General features: G+C 70.0%; 20 protein-coding genes. 16 read left to right on the forward strand and 4 right to left on the reverse strand.

Annotated features, from left to right (window positions below; all coding sequences use genetic code 11):
• Positions 1-772: 772 nt before the first annotated feature.
• On the reverse strand, positions 773-1,765 hold the full coding sequence (locus tag J2S42_RS35595) for an ArsR/SmtB family transcription factor (RefSeq protein ID WP_307246432.1): 993 nt from the start codon (positions 1,763-1,765) through the stop codon (positions 773-775).
• 206 nt (positions 1,766-1,971) lie between these two features.
• Between J2S42_RS35595 and J2S42_RS35600 the strand changes: the two genes are divergently transcribed.
• From J2S42_RS35600 to J2S42_RS35610, 3 genes are all read left to right on the forward strand, one after another.
• Complete coding sequence (locus tag J2S42_RS35600) at positions 1,972-2,871, forward strand: ABC transporter permease (RefSeq protein ID WP_307246434.1); 900 nt, start codon at positions 1,972-1,974, stop codon at positions 2,869-2,871.
• Complete coding sequence (locus J2S42_RS35605) at positions 2,868-3,830, forward strand: ABC transporter permease (RefSeq protein WP_307246435.1); 963 nt, start codon at positions 2,868-2,870, stop codon at positions 3,828-3,830. The genes J2S42_RS35600 and J2S42_RS35605 overlap by 4 nt, the downstream gene beginning before the upstream one ends.
• 178 nt (positions 3,831-4,008) lie before the next feature.
• Positions 4,009-5,697: an ABC transporter substrate-binding protein gene (locus J2S42_RS35610; RefSeq protein ID WP_307246437.1), complete on the forward strand. Its 1,689-nt coding sequence runs from the start codon at positions 4,009-4,011 to the stop codon at positions 5,695-5,697.
• 378 nt (positions 5,698-6,075) lie between these two features.
• Here J2S42_RS35610 and J2S42_RS35615 read toward each other — a convergent pair whose 3' ends face one another.
• On the reverse strand, positions 6,076-6,888 hold the full coding sequence (locus J2S42_RS35615; protein ID WP_307246439.1) for a PrsW family intramembrane metalloprotease: 813 nt from the start codon (positions 6,886-6,888) through the stop codon (positions 6,076-6,078).
• Positions 6,889-6,974: 86 nt separating this feature from the next.
• Between J2S42_RS35615 and J2S42_RS35620 the strand changes: the two genes are divergently transcribed.
• A complete protein-coding gene (locus tag J2S42_RS35620; protein WP_307246441.1) occupies positions 6,975-7,259 on the forward strand; it encodes an adhesin in 285 nt (94 codons plus the stop codon).
• Positions 7,260-7,304: 45 nt separating this feature from the next.
• Here the strand turns inward: J2S42_RS35620 and J2S42_RS35625 are convergent, their stop codons facing one another.
• The gene (locus J2S42_RS35625; protein WP_307246443.1) at positions 7,305-8,657 is read right to left on the reverse strand and encodes an FAD-dependent oxidoreductase; all 1,353 of its coding nucleotides are present in this window, start codon (positions 8,655-8,657) and stop codon (positions 7,305-7,307) included.
• Positions 8,658-8,840: 183 nt separating this feature from the next.
• Here J2S42_RS35625 and J2S42_RS35630 point away from each other — a divergent pair, with 183 nt between their 5' ends.
• The 12 genes from J2S42_RS35630 to J2S42_RS35685 all read left to right on the forward strand — a co-directional run bounded on the left by J2S42_RS35630 (position 8,841) and on the right by J2S42_RS35685 (position 23,135).
• Positions 8,841-11,072 (forward strand): putative bifunctional diguanylate cyclase/phosphodiesterase, encoded by a 2,232-nt coding sequence (locus tag J2S42_RS35630; protein ID WP_307246445.1) that lies wholly within the window; start codon positions 8,841-8,843, stop codon positions 11,070-11,072.
• A 40-nt stretch (positions 11,073-11,112) separates the two neighbouring features.
• Positions 11,113-12,783, forward strand: coding sequence for a GspE/PulE family protein (locus J2S42_RS35635; RefSeq protein ID WP_307246447.1), 1,671 nt, complete (start codon positions 11,113-11,115; stop codon positions 12,781-12,783).
• Between the two features lie 457 nt (positions 12,784-13,240).
• Positions 13,241-14,362 (forward strand): type IV pilus twitching motility protein PilT, encoded by a 1,122-nt coding sequence (locus J2S42_RS35640; RefSeq protein ID WP_307246449.1) that lies wholly within the window; start codon positions 13,241-13,243, stop codon positions 14,360-14,362.
• A 4-nt stretch (positions 14,363-14,366) separates the two neighbouring features.
• Positions 14,367-15,602: a type II secretion system F family protein gene (locus tag J2S42_RS35645; RefSeq protein ID WP_307246452.1), complete on the forward strand. Its 1,236-nt coding sequence runs from the start codon at positions 14,367-14,369 to the stop codon at positions 15,600-15,602.
• 76 nt (positions 15,603-15,678) lie between these two features.
• Positions 15,679-16,182, forward strand: coding sequence for a prepilin-type N-terminal cleavage/methylation domain-containing protein (locus tag J2S42_RS35650; protein WP_307246454.1), 504 nt, complete (start codon positions 15,679-15,681; stop codon positions 16,180-16,182).
• A gap of 93 nt (positions 16,183-16,275) precedes the next feature.
• Entirely contained in the window at positions 16,276-17,061 is a 786-nt protein-coding gene (locus J2S42_RS35655; protein WP_307246456.1) for a prepilin peptidase, read from the forward strand.
• 36 nt (positions 17,062-17,097) lie between these two features.
• Positions 17,098-18,117: a type IV pilus assembly protein PilM gene (gene pilM / locus J2S42_RS35660; RefSeq protein WP_307246458.1), complete on the forward strand. Its 1,020-nt coding sequence runs from the start codon at positions 17,098-17,100 to the stop codon at positions 18,115-18,117.
• Complete coding sequence (locus tag J2S42_RS35665) at positions 18,117-18,857, forward strand: PilN domain-containing protein (protein ID WP_307246460.1); 741 nt, start codon at positions 18,117-18,119, stop codon at positions 18,855-18,857. Before pilM ends, J2S42_RS35665 begins: the two co-directional genes overlap by 1 nt.
• A complete protein-coding gene (locus J2S42_RS35670; protein WP_307246461.1) occupies positions 18,857-19,453 on the forward strand; it encodes a type IV pilus inner membrane component PilO in 597 nt (198 codons plus the stop codon). Before J2S42_RS35665 ends, J2S42_RS35670 begins: the two co-directional genes overlap by 1 nt.
• Before the next feature lie 63 nt (positions 19,454-19,516).
• Entirely contained in the window at positions 19,517-20,932 is a 1,416-nt protein-coding gene (locus J2S42_RS35675; RefSeq protein WP_307246462.1) for a putative Ig domain-containing protein, read from the forward strand.
• Positions 20,929-21,576 (forward strand): prepilin-type N-terminal cleavage/methylation domain-containing protein, encoded by a 648-nt coding sequence (locus J2S42_RS35680; RefSeq protein WP_307246464.1) that lies wholly within the window; start codon positions 20,929-20,931, stop codon positions 21,574-21,576. Before J2S42_RS35675 ends, J2S42_RS35680 begins: the two co-directional genes overlap by 4 nt.
• Positions 21,573-23,135: an RICIN domain-containing protein gene (locus J2S42_RS35685; RefSeq protein WP_307246466.1), complete on the forward strand. Its 1,563-nt coding sequence runs from the start codon at positions 21,573-21,575 to the stop codon at positions 23,133-23,135. Before J2S42_RS35680 ends, J2S42_RS35685 begins: the two co-directional genes overlap by 4 nt.
• On the opposite strand, the gene J2S42_RS35690 is transcribed toward J2S42_RS35685, so the two are convergent.
• On the reverse strand, positions 23,122-24,018 hold the full coding sequence (locus J2S42_RS35690) for a Sco1979 family transcriptional regulator (RefSeq protein WP_307246467.1): 897 nt from the start codon (positions 24,016-24,018) through the stop codon (positions 23,122-23,124). The two genes, J2S42_RS35685 and J2S42_RS35690, sit on opposite strands and share 14 nt — an antisense overlap.
• Positions 24,019-24,197 lie beyond the last annotated feature (179 nt).

Consider the following 24,197-nt stretch of genomic DNA (forward strand, 5'->3'; position numbering starts at 1 on the left):
CGGGGGCCGGGCTTTTTCATGTTCTGGGCCGCCGGGTTCGCGACTCGCCGGTTGCGCGTCGCCTCCGGGCAGGCTGGTCCCGGACTGCCTCGGGCAGGTCTCGAGCTTCGGGGGCGGAAGGCGGGGTTGCGCCTCATCGCCTCGGCCGCGGAGCTGCTTGCCGTTCCCGCGCCCGTTACGTCGGGCATGTTCGACCGGGCTGGCATGGTCAGGACTCGCTTTCTCCGAAAGCGTCTTTCGCACGTGCCTGCATGGCGTGCAGTGCGTAGCTATATATGGCGATAAGTCGGACAGTGCCAGCGATGATCTCTGCCCGGGCGCAACGGATAGAGATCTTTCCGCCTGCATTGCCGTTTCCGGAATCCGGAAACGGCAACACGGGCTTCGATCCCGGGCGATGGAAGATGGCGGACTCCTGACGGTGCGGCGGCCGCGCGGCACGCCCTGAACGGCGTGCGCGGCGCGGTGGCACCGCTGTGACTGTGGCACGCGCGCACCGGGCAACCAGGCGCGACGCCACTCATGCCACCCGGCAACGACAGCCGGGTCAACGACGCGCGGAGACGCTGACCTCCCGGTGCGAGAGAGGCGGCCCTTGGTCCACCACCCCCGCTGCCAGGATGGCACCCGGCAACGCAAGACCGGCAACGAAGAGCGGTATGCCGGGCGCGCAGCGCCCGGGGTCGTGGAGAAAGCCGACCACCGCGGAACAAGAGCCCGCGGGAGCAAGCCCGAAGTGCCCACGCCGGAAGCGGGAATATCCCACAAGCCGCTAAACCGACTCCTCCAGCAAGGCCCGACCGAGCGCCGTTATCTGATGCAACACCAGATTCGCATGCCGCCGGCTCGTGATCAGCCCAGCTTCGCGCAGCACCGTCGCGTGGTGACTGGCCGTCGCCGGAGATATCCCGACCCGCCGGGATATCTCGCCGGTCGTCGCCGCCGCCGCGACCGCGCGGAGCACCTCCAGGCGCGTCGCGCCGATCAGTGGTCCCAGGCGGCGGCTGCCGTCGGGGCTGCCGATGGTGGGGGCCTCGCGCTGGCGGTGGGCCGGGTAGACGAGCATCGGGGGCAGTTCCGGGTTGGCCAGGGCGATGGGGTCCTGCCAGCAGAAGTACGACGGGACGAGCAGCAGGCCGCGTCCGTCGAGGTGCATGTCGCGGTCCATCGGGTAGCCGTGGATCTGGAGGACCGGGGCGTTCCACTCGCAGCGTGGGCCGAGGTCGTCGAGGAGGTGGCCGGCGCCGTGGTCGAGCATCAGGGTGCCGCGCAGTGCGCGGTCGTCGGCGACGGCGCCGGAGATCTCGGTCCAGTACGGCGCGATCGCGACCTCGTAGTAGCGGCGCAAGCCGTCGCCGAGCGCGTGCATGGCCTGTGGGCGGCCGGAGGCCAGATCGTCGAGCCAGACGTCCGCGCCGGCCGGGTCCGGGATCATCCGGATCTCCTCGTTGACCCGGGCCGCCTCGGTGTGCTGGAGCATGTCGATGCCCTGGTCGAGCGTGGTGACGTCGCCGGGCGTGAGGAAGTCGGGGAAGTAGCGGCCGAGCGGGGAGATGGGCAGCAGCGTGCTGCGCAGCAGGCCGGTCATGTTGTGCCGGCCCAGGTCCAGGCGCACCTGGCGGTGCCAGCCCTCGTATGCGGCGTAGCCACGCCGGGTCTGCAGCCGGTGCAGGCTGCACACGATCTCCCACAGCGGATCGGGGCGCCGGGCGATGCGGGTGCGGGCCACGTCCTCAGCGGTGAAGTGGATCGACAGGGTGCCCATTGTCTGAGTGTCCACACAAGGATCGGCGGGGCGCTGCCGGCGGCGCGGCAACGCGGTACTCCTGAAGTTTAAAGGGGACGGCGACCCCCCGTCAGCCGCCGTCCCGCACCTAGAGTGATGGCAGGCGGACCGGTGGGCCATGGACGTTCGAGCAGGATCGAAATACGGACTTGATTTGCACGATCCGGGTCGATTTGATGGCAGGCATGTCGTTTCGGCTCCGGCGATTCCGGTCCGTCCTGGTCGCCGGTGCCGGTGCCCTGCTGCTCACCGTGGTCGCGGCCGCGGCCCCGCTGATCGCCGCGGTCTACGGCACCGGGCCGCAGGACACGTTCGCGGACGACCTCGACGCGTACGGGATGCCGTACGGCATCGCCGGTGGCGTGTCCACTGTGCACTGGCTCGGGCTGGAACCGGGCCTCGGTCGTGACCTGCTGATTCAGATCATCTACGGCGTACGTACGTCGCTGGCCGTGGTCGGCCCGGCCGTGCTGCTGGCCACGCTGCTGGGCACGGTGATCGGCGGGCTGGCCGGGCTGCTCGGCGGCTGGGTCGACGCGCTGCTCACCTGGATCACCGACGTGGCGATCGCGTTGCCGCTGCTGCTCTGCGCGATCGCCGTGATCCGGCCGTTGGAGCTGGCGTTCTACGGCCCGCGGGACGCGGTGCCGGGCTGGTTCCGGATGGTCACGCTGATCGGTCTGTTCGCGGTGCTCGGCTGGACCGGCGTGGCCCGGATGGTCCGCACGCAGGTGCGGTCGTTGCGCGAGCGGGACTTCGTGACCGCGGCGGTCGCGCTCGGTGCCCGGCCGGGCCGGATCCTGCGCCGCGAGGTGCTGCCGCATCTCGGCCCGCCGATCGTGGCCGGTGCGTCGCTGCTGCTGCCGATCTTCACGTCCGCGGGGGCGGCGCTGAGCTTCCTCGGGCTGGGCGTGCTGGAGCCGACGCCGGATCTCGGGCGGACCATCCAGCGCAGCCTCGGCTACCTGCAGACCGACCCGGCGTACGTGCTGTTCCCGGGTCTGGCACTGGTACTCGTGGTGTTCGTGTTCACGGCGCTGGGCGAGTCGGTGCGGCGTGCGTTCGACCCGGGTTCGGGCCGTTGATCCGCCGTCTGCTGCGCCGGTGCGTGCTCGCGCTGCTGACGCTGGCCGGGGTGAGCGTGCTGGCGTTCCTGCTGCTGTTCGCGGTGCCGCGGGACCCGGCCGCTGCGATGTGCCCGAAGAACTGCGACACCGCCCGTCTGGAGCGCATCCGCGAGGAGTGGGGACTGGCCGACCCCGTACCCGTGCAGTATCTGGCTTTTGCCCGGAAGCTCGTCACCGGCGAGGACGGCTGCCCGGCGCCGTGCCTGGGACGGTCCTATGTGACCGGTGAGCCGGTCGGTGCGATGCTGGCCCGCGCGCTGCCGGTCACCGCGAGCGTGGTGCTGCCCGCCGCGGTGCTCTGGGTGACCTCCGGTGTGCTGCTCGGCACGGTCGCGGCGGCCCGGCCCCGCTCGGCCGTGGACCGGCTGATCGGCGCGCTCTCGCTGGCCGGGCTGGCACTGCCGCTCTACCTGGTCGGTGCGGTGCTGCTGCTGATCCTGGTGTACGGCACCGCCGCGCTCCCGCCACCCGGCTGGACCGCGCTGAGTGACGACCCGGCACAATGGGCGTCCGGTCTGCTGCTGCCCTGGGTGACGCTCGGTGCGATGCTCGCGCCCGGCTACACCCGGCTGGCCCGGGCCCAGGTCGGTGACGCGCTCGGCTCCGACTTCGTGCGCACCGCCGAGGCCAAGGGCCTGACCGGGCGCGCGGTCGTCGGCCGGCACGCGCTGCGCGCCTCGGCCGGTCCGCTGGCGACGCTGGCCGCGCTCGACGTCGGTGCCGCGCTCGGCGGCACCGTGATCACCGAGATCACGTTCGGCCTGAACGGCCTGGGCCGGACCGTGATCGAGGCGGTACGCACGGACGACCTGCCGGTCGTGCTCGGCGCCGTGCTGCTCGGCGCCGTGTTCGTGATCGGTGCCAACACGATCGTCGACGGCCTCCAGGCCGCGATCGACCCCCGTTTGCGCAGATAGGAGATCGATGAGGAGAGCGGTGACCCGACGGCGAGTTCCACGACGGAGCCCGGGCTGCGGCGAGGCCCAGGCGCCGCCTGGCCGGACGTCGCACAAGCCCACATCCAACACCGGTATGCGGGCTCTCGCGTCGCGCACCCAGACGACACCTGGACCGCGCCTCGCACCCCGCCCCATCGTGACACTCGCCCTCGCACTGGTCCTGGCGGCCTGTGCGGCCTGCACCGACAACCCCCGCGACGGCGGTACGCCGCCGGACGGGGAGATCCGGCAGAACACCGGCGTGATCGCCACCGACCCGGCCGCGTCCCGTGGACCGGCCGCCGAGGTGCCCGGCGCCACGCGGGGCGGCACCGTCACCGTCTTCCGGGAGACCACGCTGGCCCGGCTGGACCCGCAGCGCATCTCCGCGTTCATGGGCCTGAGCATCTCCCAGCTGTACGCGCGGCGGCTCACCACCTACGCGGACGACGGCAACGGCAAGCTCACGCTGGTCGGCGACCTCGCGGAGACGCCCGGCACGGACGTGCACGGGGACTGCCGCACCTGGGAGTTCCGGCTCAAGCAGGGCATCCGGTTCGAGACCGGTGCGCCGGTCACCGCGCGCGACGTCGCGTACGGCATCGCCCGCTCGTTCGACATCACGCTCACCGGCGGGCCCACGTACCTGCAGGAGTGGCTGGCCGGCACGCCGCAGTACGACACGGTGTACGACTTCGCGGCGGACCGGACCGCGCTGCCGCCCGGCGTCGAGGTGCCGGACGACCGTACGCTGCGGCTGAACTTCCCCAAGGCGCACTGCGACCTGCCGTTCGCCGCGGCGCTGCCGGCCACCGCGCCGGTACCGGCCGACGCGGACACCGGGCTCGGCTACGACAAGAAGCCGATCGCGACCGGGCCGTACCTGATCGAGGGCCGCACCGGCGACACCGAGCTGCGGCTGGTCCGCAACCCGCAGTGGGACCCGGCCACGGACGCGGTCCGGCACGCCTACCCGGACCGGTTCGTGCTCGCGTTCGGCGCCGACCCGGTCACCCAGACCAACCGGATCCTCGCGGCACAGGGCGCGGACGCGGCCGCGGTCTCGTTCGACGGCGTGCCACCGTCGCTCATCCCGAAGGTCACCGGCGACAGCCTGCTGCGCTCGCCGACCCCGCGGCACAGCGTGCTGAACATCAACACCCGCCGCGTCACCGACCTGGCGGTCCGCCGGGCGCTGAACGCGGCCATCGATCGGGACGACCTGGTCAAGGCGCTCGGCGGTGCGGCCGTCGCCCGTCCGGTCACCACTCTGCTGGCGCCGAGCACGATCGGCTGGCGCGACTACGACGCGTACCCGTCCCCGGCGTCGCCGCCCGCGGGCACGCCGGAGCTGGTGCTGGCCCACCCGGACGACGCGGAGGGGCAGATCCTGGGCACCGCGCTGGCCAACAGCCTCCGCCGGGCCGGGTTCCGCATCCTCACCAAACCGGTCCCGGCCGACGGCTTCCTGAACGACATCAAGGAGCCGGACAACCCGTGGGACCTCTACCCGGACCACTGGGCGCCGGACTGGCCGAGCGGCGCCGCGGTCCTGCCCGCGCTCTACGACGGTCGCGCGATCAAGGCATCCGGCGGCAACAACGGTACGTCCTACCTGGACGCCCGCCCGCTGGACGCGGAGTTCGACCGCATCCTCGCCATGCCGCTGGACGCGCAGGGCGCGGAGTGGGCGACGCTGGACGAGAAGATCATGCGGGAGTACGCGCCGGCGGTGCCGCTCTACGTCGAGCTGACCTGCACCGTGCGCGGACCCCGGCTGGGCGGCCTGTTCGTCGACGGGGTGTTCGGCAGCCCGTCGTTCGTGAACGTCTTCGTCCGGTCGTGAAAAGCTTCGAACCACCTTTTCCCGCTTCCGGCGGGGGCTCAGTGTTTACTCCGGCTTAGGGGTGAGGGCCGGGGCGGCAGCAGGGCGTGCTCCCGCGGGCCCCGGTCCAATGCCACTCAGCTTAAGTTGATCACGGACTCTGACCTGGGTCCTACAACGCACCCCACCGTGTCTGCTCCCCGCCCGTCGAACCGCACGGGACACCATCTGCGCTGGCCGGAGATTCGTGGCCTCGCCAGCTCCGCTTCAAGATCAAATAAGCTGAGTGGCATCGGGCCCCGGTGCCGGCGTGGCCGGCGGCGGGGCCCCGCTCCGGCACGTGCTCGGGTGACGGGTGACACGGCGGTGCGCCGCCGGCGCTCAGTGCACCGCCGGCGCTCAGTGCACCGCCGGCGCTCGGTCCACCGCCGTGGCGAACGTGCGGTAGCGGCGCATCGCGATCAGCAGCCAGCCCACGCTGACCAGCCCGAGCACCGCGTAGGCCAGCACCGCGCCGATGCTGTCCCACAGCGTGTGCAGCGCGATCGCGCCCGCGAACGTGCCGGCGAACACGGCGAGGCGGCGGCCGCCGGGCCGGGCCGCGAGTGCCCAGAGCGCGCCGGCGGTCAGCCCGGTCCAGGCGATGTGCCCGGCCGGGGCGAGCACGCCGCGCAGGAACAGCGTCTGCTCGACCGCGCCGATGCCGCCCTTGGAGGACAGCAGCGCGGTGAACGCGTACCCCATCGTCTCCAGTGCGGCGAAGCCGACGCCGCTGGCCACGCCGATGACCAGGCCGTCCGCCGGGTCCCGGCGGCCGGACGACAGCGTGGCGACCAGGATGATCACCGGCACGACGAGTTTCGCGGTCTCCTCGATGACGGCCACGAACAGCATCGGGAGCGTGCCGAGGCTGCGCAGCGCGTCCCACTCCAGCCAGCCGGCCACCACCACGCCGATCACGCCGCCGATGAACGCGGTGCCGGCCAGCACGGCCGGTGACACCTGCCACCGGCCGCTCCGGCCCTCCGCGAAGACCAGGAACGACACCGGCACGACCGTGGCGCCGAGCAGGATCACCGACGGTACGAGGTTGGGGTTCTCCGTGCGGACCAGCGTGATCAGCACGAGCGCGTAGAGCCCGCCCAGCACGAGCAGCGTGCCGAGCCATGCGTACCGCCGCCACCGGCGCGCCCCTCGGGGCATCAGCGTCATGGCGGACAGTGTGCCGGAAAGGTGACCCCGGCGCCGTCCCGCGCGTTGTCCCCTCGAACCCCGAAACCGAGGAGTGGAGTACAGCGATGTTCATGGTGACCGGGAACGCGGCGGAGGTGATCCGCCGGCTCGCGGAGCGGGAGCGGGCACCGTCCGGTGCGGGGCTGCGGATCGCGGCTGACCCGCGGGCCGGCGAGCTCACCGTCGGGCTGTCGCCGCGCCCCAGCCAGGGCGACACGGTGTTGCAGGCGGGCGGCGCGTACCTGTTCCTCTGTCCGGTGGCGCTCCAGGCGCTGGACGACAAGGCGCTGGACGCGACGATGACCGAGGACGGCGACGTCGACTTCGTGATGGCCGACCAGCCCCGGTGAACGGAGAAGGGGCCGGGAAGACCCGGCCCCTTCTCGGCGAACGGCTCAGTGACCGCTGAGGGTGATCATCTCCTCGCGCGGGACGACCTTGATCCGCTTGCGGCCGTGCGGCTCGCCCAGGCTGATCTCGTGCGCGTCCAGCAGCTGCCAGCCGGCCCAGCTGGTGTGCCGGACACCCTTGCGGGTCAGGTACTCCACCACCGCGTCCGCGTCGCGCTGAGTGGCCTCCGGCAGCTCGTCCGCGAGCAGGCTGGTGATGGTCTCGTTCGCGTCGCCCTTGGTGTGACCGATCAGGCCGACCGGACCGCGCTTGATCCAGCCCGTGACGTACACGCCCGGGATGTGGTTGCCGTCGATGTCCAGCACCCGGCCCGCGTCGTGCGGGACCGTGCCGCTGCGGGTGTCGAACGGCAGGTCGGCGAGCGGGCGGCTGAGGTAGCCGATGGCCCGGTAGACCGCCTGCACGTCCCAGTCGGTGAACTCGCCGGTGCCGCGCACGTTGCCGTCGCCGGTCAGCTCCTGCGTCTCGGTCCGCAGCCCGGTGACGCCGGTCTCCGGGTCGCCCAGGATCTCCGCCGGGGCCTGCAGGAAGTGCAGGTGCAGGCGGCGCTTGCGGTCCTCGCGCGGGTCGCGCATCGCCCAGTTCTGCAGGATGTCCACGCACATCTTGACGTGCCGGGTCTTGCGCATCTCCTCGAGGCTGCCCTCGTCGAACTCGATGCCCTCGGGGTGCACGATCACGTCGACGTTGGGGGAGTGGTCCAGCTCCCGCAGCTCCATCGGGGTGAACTTCACCTGGGCCGGTCCGCGCCGGGAGAACAGGTGCACGTCCGTCACCGGGCTGGCCAGCAGACCCTGGTAGACGTTGTCCGGGATCTCCGTCTCGAGCAGCTCGTCCGCGGTCTTGGCGAGCACTCGGGCGACGTCCACGGCCACGTTGCCGGCGCCGATCACGGCGACCTTGGTGGCGGTCAGCGGCCACTCGCGCGGCACGTCCGGGTGGCCGTCGTACCAGCTGACGAAGTCCGCGGCGCCGAAGCTGCCGGGGAGGTCGACGCCCGGGATGTGCAGCACCCGGTCCTTGTCCGCGCCGGTCGCGAAGATCAGCGCGTCGTAGAACGGGCGCAGCTCCTCCAGCTTGACGTCCACGCCGTAGTCGACGTTGCCGATGAACCGGATCCGCGGGTTGTCCAGCACCTTGTGCAGGGCGTTGATGATTTCCTTGATCCGCGGGTGGTCGGGGGCGACACCGTACCGGATCAGGCCGTACGGCGTGGGCAGCCGGTCAAAGACGTCGACGGTCGCTGTCGGGTGGTTCTTCGACAGGATGTCGGCCGCGTAGATGCCGGCCGGACCGGCGCCGATGACGGCGACCCGCAGTGGGCGCTGCTCCTCCATGGTGGGTTTTCCCTCGCTCGATCGCGCGTAAGTCTGACCGCCCAGGTTAGGTCAGCCTTAGTTCGAATCTCGGCACCAGCGGGTGTGAGCCTGATCATGTTGTGGTGTTTTCGCAGCTCAGAGCGCCTGGTTGCCGCGGGGTTTCTGCTCAGTTCGCGGGACGGTACGCCGAACGTGGCGGCCATGAGGTTCGAGTCCATCGACGACGACTACCAGGTCGAGCACTGGACCCGGCAGATCCGGATGGGCTGCTGGATCGCCATCGTGATCTCGACGGTGGGCGCCGTGCGGGTCTTCCTGGACTGGCCCGAGGCGGACCGCTGGCTGGTCTTCGTGCTCGGCGCGGCCGCGCTCGCCCAGATCGGGCTGCTCGCCCTGCCCTGGGCCCGGATCATCACGCGCCGGCACGCCCGGGAGTGGTTGTTCCTGTGGTGGCTGCTCGAACTCCCGCTGCTCTACGTGTTCGCCCGCGGTGACGAGGCCGCGCTGGCGATCTTCCCGGCCGGCGCGATCGTCGTCATGGTGACCGCGGCCGTGCTCTACCCGCCGGCCGCGATCGCCGCCCTCGGCGTGCTCTCCACGGGCGCGTTCCTGGCGCTCGCGCGCGGTCAGTCGGAGGCACAGCCGACGATGATCGCCGGTCTGCTGGCCGTGCTGGTCTCCGTCGTCGCCACCTGCGTGCTCACCGCGCAGAGCCGGCTCGCGCAGGACGCCCGCCGCCGGGCGGCCGAGGACCGCACCGAGGCGCTGCTGCAGAACGCGTCCGACCTGGTGCTGGCGATCGGCGAGGACGGCGCGGTGACGTACGCCAGCCCGTCCGCGCGGGACCTGCTCGGCCGCGACCCGGCCTGGATCACCGGCGAACGGCTCGGCGCGATGGTGCACCCGGAGGACCTGGCGCAGGCGCGCGAGTTCATGGCCGCGCTGTTCGCCGGCGGGCGCGAGCACACCGGCCGGATCGAGACGCGGCTGCGGCACGGCGACGGCAGCTGGGTCTACACCGAGGCGATCGGCGTGAACCGGCTGTGCGACCCGAACCTGCGCGCGGCCGTGCTCAGCATCCGCGACGTCGGCGCCCGCAAGTACATGGAGGCGGAGCTGACCCGGCAGGCGTTCACCGACTCGCTGACCGGGCTGCCGAACCGCGCGCTGTTCCACGACCGGGTCACCCACGCGGCGGCCAGGCACCACCGCGAGTCCGGCCGGATCACCCTGATGCTGATCGACCTGGACGACTTCAAGCTGGTCAACGACGGTCTCGGGCACACCGCCGGCGATCAGCTGCTGCGCGTCGTCGCGCAGCGGCTCTCCGCGCAGCTGCGCCCGGCGGACACGCTCGCCCGGCTCGGCGGCGACGAGTTCGCGGTGCTGATCGAGGACCTGACCGAGATCGAGGCCGCGGAGCTGGCCGACCGGCTGGTCCGCGCGGTTCGCGAGCCGGTCACGCTCGGCGTCCGCGACGTCATCTGCACCGCCAGCATCGGCATCTCGGTGATCAAGGCGGGCACGCACGACCTCGGCGAGGCCGACGAGCTGCTGCGCGACGCGGACCTGGCGATGTACGCGGCGAAGGCGGCCGGCCGGGACGGCTACGCGGTGTTCGACCCGGCCACGCACGCGGACGTGCTGGCCGAGGCGGAGCAGCGGGCCGCGCTGGAGCGGGCGCTGCTGGAGGAGCAGTTCGTCGTGCACTACCAGCCGATCGTGGAGCTGCCGGCCCGCGAGCTGATCGGCTTCGAGGCGCTGGTCCGCTGGAACCACCCGGAGGCCGGGCTGGTCGGGCCGCTCACGTTCATCCCGCTGGCGGAGGCGACCGGGCTGATCGTGCCGCTCGGCCGCTGGGTGCTAGACCAGGCCTGCCGCCAGCTCGCGACCTGGATCGCGGAGCACCCGGAGGCCGCGGGGCTGCGGATGAGCGTGAACCTCTCGCCCCGCCAGTTCCAGCACACCGGACTGGTGTCCGAGGTCGCGTCGATCATCGAGCGCACCGGCGTACCGGCCGGCAAGCTCGTCCTGGAGATCACCGAGTCGCTGCTGATGAAGGACACCGAGGCCACCGTCCGTACGCTCGAGGCGCTGAAGGCGCTCGGCGTCCGGCTGGCGGTCGACGACTTCGGCACCGGCTACTCCTCGCTCAGCTACCTCAAGCGGTTCCCGGTCGACATCCTCAAGATCGATCGTTCGTTCGTGGACGGGATCACCGCGGACTCTGGCGACGCCACGCTGGCCGAGGCGGTCGTGCAGCTCGGCCGCACGCTGCAGCTGCAGACCGTGGCCGAGGGCATCGAGACCGCCGACCAGTGGTCCACGCTGCGCGAGCTGGGCTGCGAGTACGGCCAGGGCTACCTGTTCGCGCGGCCGGTCGCGGCGGACGAGATCGTGCCGTTGATCCGGCAGGCCCCCATAAAGGGTTAAACACCTCAGGCCGGGCCGTCCGCGGCCGATAAGGGCTCCGATGGACCAGACCTTCCGTCCGCTGATGGACGCGCTGAAGCGGCGTGGAGTCGACCCGCAGATGGTCGACTACGCCGCCGAGGAGGCGGAGCGCAGCGGACGCTCGATGCGCGCGGTGCTGATCAACGATCAGATCGTCACCGAGCAGGAGCTGACCGCCGCCGCGGCCGACGCGTACGGCGTCCAGACCGTGGACCTGGTCGGCTACCCGATCGAGCAGGCCGCGCTGCAGAAGATCCCGCTGTCGCTGGTCCAGCGGCATCGCGTCATCGGCATCACGATCGAGGGCAACGAGCTCACGGTCGGCGTCACCGACCCGGCCGACGTGGTCGCGCTGGACGACGTGCGCGCCGCCACCGGCATGGTGATCCGCCCGGTCGTGGTCGCGCGCACCGAGGTCCGCAAGATCATCGAGAAGCTGCAACGCGAGGAGAGCGACCTCGGCGACATGGCCGAGACGCTGCGCGTCGAGCAGCCGTCCGCGATGACCGCGGTCACCCAGGGCGACGAGGACGCGCCGATCGTCCGGTACGTCAACTCGCTGCTCGAACAGGCCATCCAGAACCGCGCGTCCGACCTGCACCTCGAGCCGACCGAGACCGATCTGCGGGTCCGCTACCGGATCGACGGCGTACTGCACGAGGTCGACACCGTGCCGCAGGCCGTGCAGAGCGCGCTGATCTCCCGGCTGAAGATCATGTCGAACGTCGACATCACCGAGCGCCGCATCCCGCAGAACGGCCGGATCACGATGCAGCTCAACAACCGCAAGGTGGACCTGCGCGCCGCCACGCTGCCGACGGTCTGGGGCGAGAAGATCGTCCTGCGCGTGCTCGACACCGGCGGCATCAACCTGGACCTGGCCGGCTTCGGCTTCACCGAGGACAACTACGAGCGCTTCTCCGCGTCGTTCGCCAAGCCGCACGGCATGCTCCTGGTCACCGGCCCGACCGGTTCCGGAAAATCCACCACGCTGTACGCCACGCTGGCGAAGATCAGCAAGCCGACCGTCAACATCATCACGGTCGAGGACCCGGTGGAGTACCGGCTGCCCGGCATCAACCAGGTCCAGGTCAACGCCAAGGCCGGCCTGACGTTCGCCGCCGTGCTCCCGGCCATCCTCCGCTCCGACCCCGACGTGGTGCTGATCGGTGAGATCCGGGACGGCACCACCGCCCAGTTCGCGGTCGAGGCCGCGCTCACCGGCCACCTCGTGCTCTCCACGCTGCACACCAACGACGCGCCGAGCGCCATCGTCCGCCTCACCGAGATGGGCATCGAGCCGTTCCTGGTCGGCTCGTCCGTCGACTGCGTACTGGCCCAGCGCCTCGCCCGCCGTCTCTGCGACTGGTGCAAGACCGAGTACTACCCGCCGGACGCGGAACTCGAGGCCGCCCGCTGGCCGTTCGACCAGTGGGACCCGCCCGCCCAGCTCTGGAAGCCGGTCGGCTGCCGCAGCTGCGCCGGCACCGGCTACAAGGGCCGGCTCGCGGTCCACGAGGTCATGCCGGTCACCGAGGAGATCGAGAAGCTCGCGGTGGCACGCGCCCCCGCCAGCGACATCCACGCCGTGGCGCAGGCCCAGGGCATGTTCGACCTCCGTATCGACGGCCTCCTCAAGGCCGCCAACGGCCAGACCTCCATCTCCGAGGTCCTCCGCGTCGCCATCTAGCCCTCACATCTCACGCCCCGTCGCCGTGCCCTCGGTCCCGCCGCACGTCGCTTCGGCCGGCACGAGAGGTTCGGGCAGATTCGGACGCCTGCGCGGCATAAGCGCTGAATACCATGCCGGTGGCGCGGCCGGGGGTGGCGGCGCCGGGAATCGCGGCTCGTGGTGACCGGCGGCGGGACCGGCTCCGCCGCGGCGGCCGGAGCGGAGCCAGCGGAGTCGGAGGCCTCCGCGCGGTTTGCCCGCTCCGAGCATGCGGGCCGCACTACGCCGGGAGCGGGAAAAACCGTTTCCGATCCTGGTTCGGCACCGCGGTGAGCCCGCCGATCGGGTGTGCGGTCCGGGAATGCCGCGGGCCGGGAATCCTACGTGGCGGTGCCTAAGGTCCGCAGGCCTTCTGCCGAAGTCATCGGTGTCCCGCTGAGAGGCGGGCCCCCCGTTCGACCTCGAAGGAGCCGCGGTGATCGTAGAGCAGACGCTCGACGACCTGGTGGCGGGCGGTGACCGGAATGACAACCGGGATTCCCTGGACGCCATGCTTCAGTCGCTGATTGAGGCGCAGGGCTCGGATCTGCACCTGACCGTCGGTGCCCCGCCGACGATCCGGGTGCACGGCGCGCTCAGCTACCTGCCCGACTACGAGCGGATGAGCCAGATCGACGTCGCGATGCTGGCCCGCGCGGCCACCAGCGACAGCCAGTGGGAGATCTTCCGGGACAACAGCGAGCTGGACTTCGCGTACAGCGTGCCGCACATCGGGCGATTCCGGGTCAACCTGTACCAGCAGCGCGGGTCGGTCGGCGCCGCCTTCCGGGCCATCGCGCAGCGGATCCGGCCGCTGGACGAGCTCGGCGTGCCCGACGCGGTCGCCCGGTTCGCGGCGCTGCACCGCGGGCTGGTGCTGGTCACCGGCCCGACCGGATCCGGCAAGACGACCACGCTGGCCGCGCTGCTGGACCTCGCCAACCGGACCCGCTCGTCGCACATCGTGACGATCGAGGACCCGATCGAGTTCCTGCACCCGCACAAGAAGAGCCTGGTCAATCAGCGCGAGGTGGGCGCGGACACGAAGGACTTCTCGACCGCGCTGAAGCACGCGCTGCGACAGGACCCGGACATCATCCTGGTCGGTGAGCTCCGCGACCTGGAGACCACGCAGACCGCGCTGACCGCGGCCGAGACCGGTCACCTGGTGCTGGCCACGCTGCACACGCAGAGCGCCACCCAGACCATCGACCGCATCATCGACATCTTCCCGCCGCACCAGCAGCAGCAGATCCGCGCGCAGCTGTCGATGGCGCTGCAGGGTGTGGTCACGCAGGCGCTGTGCGCGCGTGCGGACGGCACCGGCCGCACCATCATCACCGAGATCATGACGGCGACGCCGGCCATCCGGTCGCTGATCCGCGAGGGCAAGACCCACCAGATCCCGTCCTTCATGCAGGCCGGCAGCGCCGACGGCATGTTGTCGTTCGACCAGCACCTGGCCGAGCGGGTACGGCACCAGGTCATCACGATCGAGCAGGCCCTCGACCTCTGCCACTCGGCGGAGGAACTCCGCCGCCTGACCGGACGGATGTGACGTCGTGGCAGCCACGAAGACGTTCGACTACAGCAGCGTCGACGCCACCGGTAAACGCAGCAAGGGCAAGATCGACGCCACGAACGAGGCGGCGGCGGCCCAGCTGCTGCGCCAGCGCGGCATCGTGCCGCTCTCCATCGCGGAGGCCGGCCAGGGCATGAACCGGGAGGTGAGCATCCCCGGCCTGAGTGGCCGGGTGACGCTCAAGGACCTGTCCGTGTTCTCCCGCCAGTTCGCCACGCTGACCGCGTCCGGCATGTCGTTGCTGCGCACGCTCGCGGTGCTGGAGGAGCAGACGGCCAAGCCGAAGCTGCGCAAGGCGGTCGGCGACATCCGCACGGACGTCGCGGCCGGTGTTGCGCTGTCGGCCGCGATGGCGAAGCACGACCGCATCTTCCCGACCCTCATGATCGCGATGATTCGAGCCGGTGAGGCCGGCGGTTTCATGGACGACGCACTGGAGCGGATCGCGGTCAACTTCGAGAAGGACGCGGCGCTCCGCGGCAAGATCAAGAGCGCGCTTACGTACCCCGTGATCGTCCTTCTCTTCAGCTTCGTGCTGATCGCCGGTGTGCTGATCTTCATCGTTCCGGTCTTCGAGAACATGTTCCAGCAGCTCGGCGGCGATCTGCCGCTGCCCACGAAAATCATCGTCGACGCCAGCCACAGCCTGGTCTGGTCCGGGCCGCTGACCGTCGGCGTGATAGTCGCGGCCGTGGTCGGGATCAAGTACGCGCTGCGGACCCAGCCCGCTTTCCGGCTGTGGTTCGACCGGGCGAAGCTGCGTCTGCCGGTCTTCGGCGGCCTGTTGCGGAAGATGGCGATCAGCCGGTTCTCGCGCAACCTCAGCACGCTGCTCGGCGCCGGCGTGCCCGTACTCCAGGCGCTCGACGTCGTCGGCGCCACCACGGGCAACACCGTCGTGACCGAGGCCATGAAGGACCTCCAGGCCGCGATCCGTGACGGTCAGCCGATGTCGTCGTCGCTGCGCAAGCACGCCATCTTCCCGCAGATGGTCGTGCAGATGGTCGAGGTCGGCGAAGAGAGCGGCCAAATCAGTCAGATGCTCGGCAAGATTGCCGACTTCTATGACCGCGAGGTTGATGACGCTGCTGAGTCCCTCACCGCGTCGATCGAGCCACTGATGGTCGTCTTCATGGGCGTCGCGGTCGGCTCGATGGTCGTCTGCCTCTACCTGCCGATGTTCTCGGTCTACCAGAACATCGGCGGGGCTTCCTGAGACACGCATCCCCTGCAACACCCCCGGTCAAGGACGACCGGATCCCCCTCCCCCCGAGCGCCACAGGAGGCACTCAATGCAGCACCTCATCGCCAAGTCCCAGCAGAAGCGGGCGGAGAGCGACAAGGGCTTCACCCTGATCGAGCTGCTGGTGGTCGTCGTGATCATCGGCATCCTGGTCGCCATCGCGGTTCCGGTGTACCTGAACTACCGGAAGGGCGCGATGAACAAGTCGGCTCAGTCCGACATCCGCGCGGCGATCAGCACGGTGGAGCAGTTCTACACGGAGAACGGCAACAAGTACCCGGACACCGGCACGATGAACACCGAGGGCACCGCTCTGCAGCTCAGCCTGACGGGCGCCGCCACCGGCACCGCTGTCCCGGCGAACGTCTCCAGCGGCAACGAGCTCGCCTACCGCCTGACGCCCGCCACCGCCAGCGTCGCGACGTACTACGTGATCTGCTCCTGGAACAAGGACAGCAAGAAGATCTACGTCTACAGCGGCCTGGCCGGTGGCTCGGTCAAGGAGTCGAGCGCGCAGGCCAGCCTGACGGCCTGCCTCGACGCCGGCAACTGATTCTGCACGTGACGACCTGAGGGCCGGCGGGTCACCCGACCCGCCGGCCTTCGCTCGGCATCCATCACCGCACGAACCGAAAGGAGTTCCGACGTGCTGCCCTTGTTGCTCGTGCTTGCCGCCGTCCTCGGCCTGGCCGTCGGCTCCTTCCTGAACGTGGTCATCCACCGGGTACCGCGCGGCGAGTCACTGATCCGCCCCGGCTCGCACTGCCCCCGCTGCGGCGACGCGGTTCGGCCTCGGCACAACGTGCCGGTGTTCGGCTGGCTGGCGTTGCGCGGGAAGTGCGCCACCTGCAAGGAGCCGATCAGCGCCCGCTATCCACTGGTCGAGGTCGGCACCGCGCTGCTGTTCGCCGCGATCACCGCCCGGTTCGGCTGGTCGCCGGAGCTGCCCGCCTACCTCTACCTGGCCTCCATCGCGGTCGCGCTCGCGATGATCGATCTGGACGTACAGCGGCTGCCGGACGCGATCGTCCTTCCCTCGTACCTCGTCGGCCTGATCCTCCTGGCGCCCGCGGTCATCGCGAGCGGCGACTGGGGGCAGGGCCTGCGCGCGCTGGCCGCGATGGCCGCGCTCTGGGTCTTCTACAAGCTGCTCACGATCGTCCGCCCCGGCGGCATGGGCCTGGGCGACGTCAAGCTCGCCGGAGTGCTCGGCCTCTACCTCGGCTGGCTCGGCTGGGACGCCCTGCTGATCGGTGCGTTCGCCGCATTTCTGATCGGAGGCCTGGCCGGTGGCGCACTGCTGGCCGCACGCCGCGCGAACGGTAAGACCGCGGTCCCCTTCGGGCCGTACATGCTGCTTGGCGCGTTTCTCGCGATCTTCGCGGCCGGCCCGGTCGCCGGCTGGTACCTCTCGCTTCTCCCGCCCGCCTGATTCACCCACCCTGTTGAACGCTAGGAAGGACGCTCGATGGCTGCCACCAATCCCATCGGCCTGGACATCGGATCGATGTCAGTGCGCGCCGTCGAGACCACGCGCACCAAGGAGGGACTAGGAATCCTGAACTTCGCCCAGGCGCCGCTGCCCGCGGGCGCGGTGGTGAGCGGTGTGGTGAAGGACGACCTTGCGGTCACCGCCGCGATCAAGGAGATGTGGGCCGCCACGAAGTTCCGCAGCCGGCACGTCACGCTCGGCGTGACCAACCCGCAGGCGGTCGTCCGCGAGATGTCGGTGGCGAAACTGCCGAAGAACCAGCTGAAGAAGTCGCTGCCGTTCCAGGTGCGCGACATGCTGCCGCTGGCCGTGGAGCGTGCGCTGCTCGACTTCTATCCGCTGGAGGAGCCGTCCGGTGACACCGTCCGCGGCCTGCTGATCGCAGCCCCGAAGGAAGCTGTGCTCACGGCGGTGCACGCGGTCGAGCGGGCTGGTCTGCATGTCGACCGGGTAGACCTGGCCACGTTCGCGCTGCTGCGTTCCGCGTCCTGGCTGGACACCGCGGTGGAGGCGCTCGTCGACATCGGCGCGCAGGCTACCAGCGTGGTCGTGCACGCGGACGGTGAGCCGCTGATCGTGCGTACCGTGCCACGCGGTGGTCAGGAACTCACCGAGGCGCTCTCCGGCCGGCTCGGCATCGGCGCCACAGAGGCCGAGGCGGTCAAGTGCTGGGTCGGTCTGCGGCGTGAGGAGGGTCCTGAGGTCGCCGACTTCCTTAGGGAGGCGCTCCGGCCGCTCATCGCAGAGATCCGCAGCTCGTTCACCTACCTCAGCTCCAGCGAGCGTCCCACCCAGGTTCAGCGGCTGTCGCTGTCCGGCGGCGGGTCGCTGTTGCCCGGTCTCTCCGAGTTGCTCGCGCACGAGCTGCGCGTTCCCGTGGTGATCGCGGACCCGACGAGCCGGCTGCGCGCGGCCGACCGGAGCCAGCACGACAACCTGGAGCGTTTTCGCTCCTCCGCGGCCGTCTCCATCGGCCTCACCCTCGGAGCTGCCTGATGAGCACCGACATGTACCCGGCCGAGCAGGGTTTCACGGCCCAGATGCCGCAGGCCCAACAGGACCCGACGCGCACGCTGCGTATTGCTGCCAACCTGTTGCCGGACGAGATCATGGGTGGCCGTCGCGCCCGGCGTACCCGCACCGCGGCTGTGGCCGGTGTCGGTGCGGTTGTGCTGGTGCTGGCCGGCTGGTACGCCACCACGTTCGTCAAGGCACAGGGCGCCGACGAGGAGCTGGCGGCCGCAGAGGTACGGAGCCGGGCCGTCCAGCAGGAGCAGCAGCAGTACAGCGAGCTGACCGGCGTCAAGACGGAGCTGAGCACGGCGAAGGACCGGCTCGGCGCGCTGATGGCGCACGACTCGCAGTGGCAGAGGCTGCTCTCCGACGTCCGCGGCGCCGCGCCCGCCGAGGTCACGATCTCGGCACTCAGCGGCGGGATCAGCAATCAGGTCCTCGCCCAGGGCAACCAGCTGCCGTCGCAGGTCACCGAGGAGGTGGTGGGTACCGTGACGCTGATCGGGTCGGCGGCCGACAAGGCCAAGGTCGCGCAGTACGTCGACAATCTACGCGCCGTCACCGGCCTGGCGAACCCGCTGCCGACCGACATCACCAGTGAGGAGAGCGGCGCCGAGACGTTCACCATCCAGGTGGACATCACCCAGGCCGCGCTCGGGGGCCGGTTCACGCCCGAGGCGACGGCGACGCCGGTGCCCGGAACCACCACGGGAGGCAACTGATGCGCGCCCACGCGGACAAGCTCTGGATCGCCGGTGGCGTGCTCGTCGCCGCGGTGCTGGTCGTGCTCACCTGGACCCTGCTCGTGATGCCGAAGAACGACGAGGCGAAGACGACCCGGCAGGCCGCAGCCGAGGAGGTGCGGAAGGCGGACGACGCCCGCCAGGTGCTGGAGGATCTGGAGAAGGACAGCGCGAACCTCCCTGTCTACAAGGCCGAGCTGGAGAAGTACTCGACCGCGCTGCCGGCCACGGACGAGTTCCCCGATCTGCTCCGGGCACTCCGGACGGCCGCCGACGGGCACAAGGTCGACGTCACCACACTCTCCGTCGGTGGCGCGACCAAGATTGACGGCACCACGCCGAGCATCTACGACATGCCGCTCAGCATGACGGTCACCGGCGCCATGGACGACGTCGAGAGCTTCCTCAACGACCTGCAGCAGCGGCAGGCCCGCGCGGTGCTGATCGATTCGATCACGGTCGCGGGCGAGGAAGGTTCCATCGGCGCCGGTGCCGCGACCGCGACGCTCGCGCTGCACGTCTTCGTCTCCGGTGACGGTCCGCCGCCCGCCGACGCTCAAGCCGCCGTCAGCTAACCGCCGGCGGGGTTCTGTCCGGACCCCGCCAAGCCCCCTACCGGGTACGAGAGGAGGTGCGTGATGCGCACCGTCAAGCACCGACGCACCACACCACCCGCACCCGACGCGGGGTTCACGCTGGTCGAGACAATCGTCTCGATCGGCATCATCGGCGTCGTGATGGCCGGGCTTGGAACGTTCTTCGTCAGCTCCATGCGCACCACCAACAACCAGACCGGCACGCAGGCCGCGGTTCAGGTCGCGGGCGATGCGATGGAGCGGGTGCGCTCCCTCACCCCCTCGCTGCTGACGAAGGGCCGTGGCCAGGCGGCTTCCACGGCGCAGTGGAACAGCCCGGTCACCGGTGTCGCGCCGTGGTTGGCCGGCATGCAGATGGCCTTCGACTCCGGTGCGGCTGCCGGTGACGGCGCGTCCGCCGCGGTCCCGACGTCGCCGCTCACCGTGACGCTGGCCGGTGTCCCGTTCAAGCAGAACTACTACATCGGGCGGTGCTGGCAGCCCGCCGTAACCGGCGGCGACTGCACGCAAGCGAAGCCGGCCAACGCCGTCGAGTTCTGGCGCGTGGTCATCGGTGTGACCTGGCCGGACAACGGCTGCAAGACCGGCACCTGCTCCTACGTCACCACGACGTTGATCAGCAACGCCGAGCGGGAGCCGAGGTTCGACACCAACGACCAGGCAACGCCGCCGGTGATCGTGCCGCCCGGCGACCAGACCGACGACATCGACAGCACGGTCTCCTTCCAGCTGGTCGCGAACGGTGGCACCGCACCGCTGAACTGGACGACCGCGCAGGGCCTGCCGACCACGATGAGCATGAACACGTCCGGACTGATCACCGGCCGGACGCCGGCTACGCCGGGCAGCCACTCGATCACGGTCACCGTGCAGGACGACTACGACCTGACCAACACGGCCACGTTCACCTGGATCGTCAACGCCCGGCCGACCATGAACGCGCCGGCGGCGCAACGCAGTATGGAGGGCAAGGCGATCACCGCCGTGCAACTCTCCGCGTCCGGTGGTACCGGACCGTTCACCTGGAGTGCCACCGGGCTTCCGCCCGGTGTCAGCCTGAACACCGGCACCGGCCAGATCACCGGGACGCCGACCGACGACGGCCCTTACCGGGTCACCGGCACCGTGCGGTCCAAGAACGGCAACACGTCCTCCGCGTCGTGGGACTGGAACGTGCGTCCTGCACTGACCATCACCAACTTTGCGATCACTGCCGGGCAGCGGAGCACGAACCGGAACACGACGGTCGACCTCCAACTCGCCGCGTCCGGCGGTTCCGGCACCGGATATCGGTGGAGTGCGACGAACCTGCCGTCCTGGCTTACCCTGACCAGTGCCGGGAAGCTCAGCGGCAAGGCGCCGAACGCGGCGTCGACGACGTCGAACATCAAGATCACGGTCACCGACTCGGAGTCGTGGACGACCGAGACCGTCACCTTCAGCTGGAGGGTTCCATGAGCCGGCGACATGACCGGGACCGGCCGCGGGATGCCGGCATCACCATGATCGAGATGGTGGTCAGCATGTCGGTGATGTCGGTTCTGATGGTGCTGGTGACCACCGCGATCGTGCAGGTCTACCGGACCTACAACAAAGTGGAGGCGACCAACCTGGCGCAGTCCCAGGTGAACACCGTGTTCCTGCGCCTGGACAAGGAGATCCGGTACGCCAGCGGCATCACGGCCGCGCTTAACAGCGGCCCGAGCAGCGTGATCGAGTACCACATCATGGTGGACAACGTGAAGAACTGCGTGCAGCTGCGCATCCGGACCGACACCAGGACGCTTCAGCGCCGCAGCTGGGTCGCCCAGGGCGGCGCCGTGCCGACGACCTGGACCACGCTGCTCACCGGCGTCGGCCTGGTTCCGGCCGTGAGCGCGACGCCGGTGCCGACCGGTGGTGCCACCGCGGCGCCGCCGATGACCCGGCTGTTGCCCAGCGGTGACCAGAGCTACCAGCGTCTCCGGCTCTATTTCACCACCACCGGTGGTGGCGGGGCCGCCTCGACCACCCGGCTGACGGACGTCACGTTCACGGCGCTCAACACGTTCGGCAACCCGGACACCAACTTGATCTGCAACACGGGAAGGGTGGGGCTATGACCCGGATGTGGCGTCTCCCGTCGCCCAGTGACGACCGCGGCTCGATTCCACTGGCGATGATGGTCGTGGTGGTCGGCTCGATGATCGGCGGGCTCGTCGGCACGCTCGTGCTCAGCCAGTTCGTCGGTACCCGCGTCGACCTGCGCCGCACGCATGCGCTGCACGCGGCCCAGGCCGGCCTGGACGTGGCGACCGGGCACATCCGCGCGATCGCGGACTCGACCGGTTCGGACCGGAGGAAGCTGCCGTGCGGCCCGATCACCGGGTCGCTCGGCAACGGGAGCACCGCGGTCTACAAGGTGACCATCCGCTACTACCTCGCGGACCCGCAGAACAAGACCGAGAGCTGGATGAACGCGAACAAGCTGCGGTGCAACGCCGGCAACGGCGTGGGCGCGGTCCCGGCGTACGCTTATCTGTACTCCATCGGTGCGGACCAGGCCACCACCACGTTCACGGACGTGCCGACGCGCGAGCTGAACGGCACGTACACGTTCAAGATCGGCAACACCAACGTGGTCGGCGGCCTGATCCACGTGAAGAACAACGGCGGCACCGACCTGTGCCTCGACGCCGGCCCTGGCCCGTTCGAGACGAAGTCGCCGTGGACCAAGCCCACCATGCAGCGCTGCGAACCCGGCCTGGCGTCGCAGTCCTGGGCCTACAACTCCAACCTGACGATCAGCCTGAGCTCGTCGCGGACCGGCTCCGAGTTGCTCGGCTGGTGCATCGAGGCTGAGTCGACGACCCAGGGCACGCCCGTGGTGCTGAAGCCGTGTGCGTCGCCGACCCGGCAGCAGCAGCGCTGGGGCTTCGACGACAGTTCGCACTTCCGGCCGACCAACGCCAGCGGCACTCAGAGCAATTACTGCATGATCGTGAATGCGCCGCGTACCATCGGCGCCGCGCTCAACGTCAACAGCTGCTCCGGCGATGAGACCACCCGCGTGTTCAAGCAGGACTCCGGTGTCGGCGCCGGTTCGGCGGGTGCCTCTACCGGGCAGCTCATCAACTATCGCCAGTTCGGCCGATGCCTGGACATCACGGACTTCAAGACCGACAGCCCGGCGCTGATCGCCTGGCCCTGCAAGACGACGGTGAACGCGAGTGACCTCGCCTGGAACCAGAAGTTCACGCTCCCGACGGTGCCGAACGGCGCCAAGCTCGGACAGCCGGACAACCACTCATTGGCCCGTGTGATCCGCAGCGGCTCCACCAACAACAACTGCATGAGTAGCCCAGGCGCCACGACCGCCCGTGCGTACGTCCGGTTCAACCTCACCTGCCCGGCGGATCCGAACAACCCACCGAAGAACCAGCAGTGGACGATCTACGGGAAGACGGACAGCTACGGCACCAGCTATCAGATCGTCGACGGGTACGGTTACTGCCTGCAGCCGCAGGATCAGAATGCGGCCAACTTCGACTACTTCGGCGACATCACGAACAAGGTCGCGAAGATCTTCGTCCAGCCCTGTGACGGTTCCACTCTGCAGAAGTGGAACGCGGAGCCGAACGAGCTGGAAGCCGTACGCCTGAAGGATCTCAACGAGAAGTGACCGGGTAGGCCTCGTCGAGGAAGCGTTCGAGGAATGTGATGGTGTCGGACGGCTGGAGTGCCTCTACGCAGAGGCGCTCCATCGCCGCTGCGTAGTGGTCCACGTCCTCGCGCTTGTCGAGATAGAGCGCGCTGGTCAGCTGCTCCATGTAGACCACGTCCGGCAGTTCCTGGTCCTGGAAGCGCAGGATGCTGAACGCGCCGCCGGCCGCGGCGTGGCCGCCGGCCTCGAACGGGATGACCTGCAACGTGATGTTCGGCAGTTTGGCCAGCTCGAGCAGGTGCAGGATCTGGTCGCGCATGACGGCGCGGCCGCCGATCGGGCGGCGCAGCGCGGCCTCGTCGAGCAGGCCCCAGAAGCGGGGTGCGTCGGGGCGGTTGAGCACCTGCTGGCGGGCCATGCGCAGTTTGACCCGGCTCTCGATCTCGTCGGTGGGGGCGAGATTGTGGCCGAGCAGGATCACGCCGCGCGCGTAGTCCGCGGTCTGCAGCAGGCCCGGGATGTACTGCACCTCGTAGTTGCGGATGATCGTGGCGGTCGCCTCGAGGCCCAGGTAGGCCTGGAACCAGTTCGGCAGGACGTCACTGTGTTTGTGCCACCAGCCAGGCGTGTTGGCCTCCCGCGCCAGGGCCAGCAGGCTGGCCCGCTCCTGATCGTCGTCGACGCCGTAGAGGGTCAGCAGGTCGGCGACGTCGCGCTCCTTGAAGCCGACGCGTCCGAGCTCCATCCGGCTGATCTTCGACTCCGAGGAGCGGATCTCCCAGCCGGCCTTCTCCCGGGTGACGCCCTTGGCCTCGCGGAGCTTGCGAAGCTGGGAGCCCAGCAGCATCCGGAGGACGGTCGGGCTGCCCGCCGAACCGCCGTCTTTGTCTGCCGTGCTCACCGTCGTCAGCCTCCGCCTGCTGAACCGAGTTCCCCGCCGCCGTGGCTTTGGCATGCGGAAGTTCCACGGCACGCCATGAGCCGCCGCTCAGCCTAGCGCGTCGGAGCCGGATGTCTTCCAGTCCCGTGGGTCGGACTTTCGGTTGGAACCCCGGTGCGCGACCGGCGCACCGGGGCACC

Origin of the sequence: Catenuloplanes indicus (genome assembly GCF_030813715.1) — a bacterium.
Taxonomy (GTDB): Bacteria; Actinomycetota; Actinomycetes; order Mycobacteriales; family Micromonosporaceae; genus Catenuloplanes; species Catenuloplanes indicus.

Bases quoted from the DNA above. Each gene is read 5' to 3' on its own strand.
- J2S42_RS35675 (WP_307246462.1), top strand. From the start codon at position 19,517: ATGCGCACCGTCAAGCACCGACGCACCACACCACCCGCACCCGACGCG.
- J2S42_RS35650 (WP_307246454.1), top strand. From the start codon at position 15,679: ATGCAGCACCTCATCGCCAAGTCCCAGCAGAAGCGGGCGGAGAGCGAC.
- J2S42_RS35635 (WP_307246447.1), top strand. From the start codon at position 11,113: ATGGACCAGACCTTCCGTCCGCTGATGGACGCGCTGAAGCGGCGTGGA.
- J2S42_RS35670 (WP_307246461.1), top strand. From the start codon at position 18,857: ATGCGCGCCCACGCGGACAAGCTCTGGATCGCCGGTGGCGTGCTCGTC.
- J2S42_RS35625 (WP_307246443.1), bottom strand. From the start codon at position 8,657: ATGGAGGAGCAGCGCCCACTGCGGGTCGCCGTCATCGGCGCCGGTCCG.
- J2S42_RS35630 (WP_307246445.1), top strand. From the start codon at position 8,841: ATGAGGTTCGAGTCCATCGACGACGACTACCAGGTCGAGCACTGGACC.
- J2S42_RS35665 (WP_307246460.1), top strand. From the start codon at position 18,117: ATGAGCACCGACATGTACCCGGCCGAGCAGGGTTTCACGGCCCAGATG.
- J2S42_RS35595 (WP_307246432.1), bottom strand. From the start codon at position 1,765: ATGGGCACCCTGTCGATCCACTTCACCGCTGAGGACGTGGCCCGCACC.
- J2S42_RS35685 (WP_307246466.1), top strand. From the start codon at position 21,573: ATGACCCGGATGTGGCGTCTCCCGTCGCCCAGTGACGACCGCGGCTCG.
- J2S42_RS35600 (WP_307246434.1), top strand. From the start codon at position 1,972: ATGTCGTTTCGGCTCCGGCGATTCCGGTCCGTCCTGGTCGCCGGTGCC.
- J2S42_RS35620 (WP_307246441.1), top strand. From the start codon at position 6,975: ATGTTCATGGTGACCGGGAACGCGGCGGAGGTGATCCGCCGGCTCGCG.
- J2S42_RS35680 (WP_307246464.1), top strand. From the start codon at position 20,929: ATGAGCCGGCGACATGACCGGGACCGGCCGCGGGATGCCGGCATCACC.
- pilM (WP_307246458.1), top strand. From the start codon at position 17,098: ATGGCTGCCACCAATCCCATCGGCCTGGACATCGGATCGATGTCAGTG.
- J2S42_RS35615 (WP_307246439.1), bottom strand. From the start codon at position 6,888: ATGACGCTGATGCCCCGAGGGGCGCGCCGGTGGCGGCGGTACGCATGG.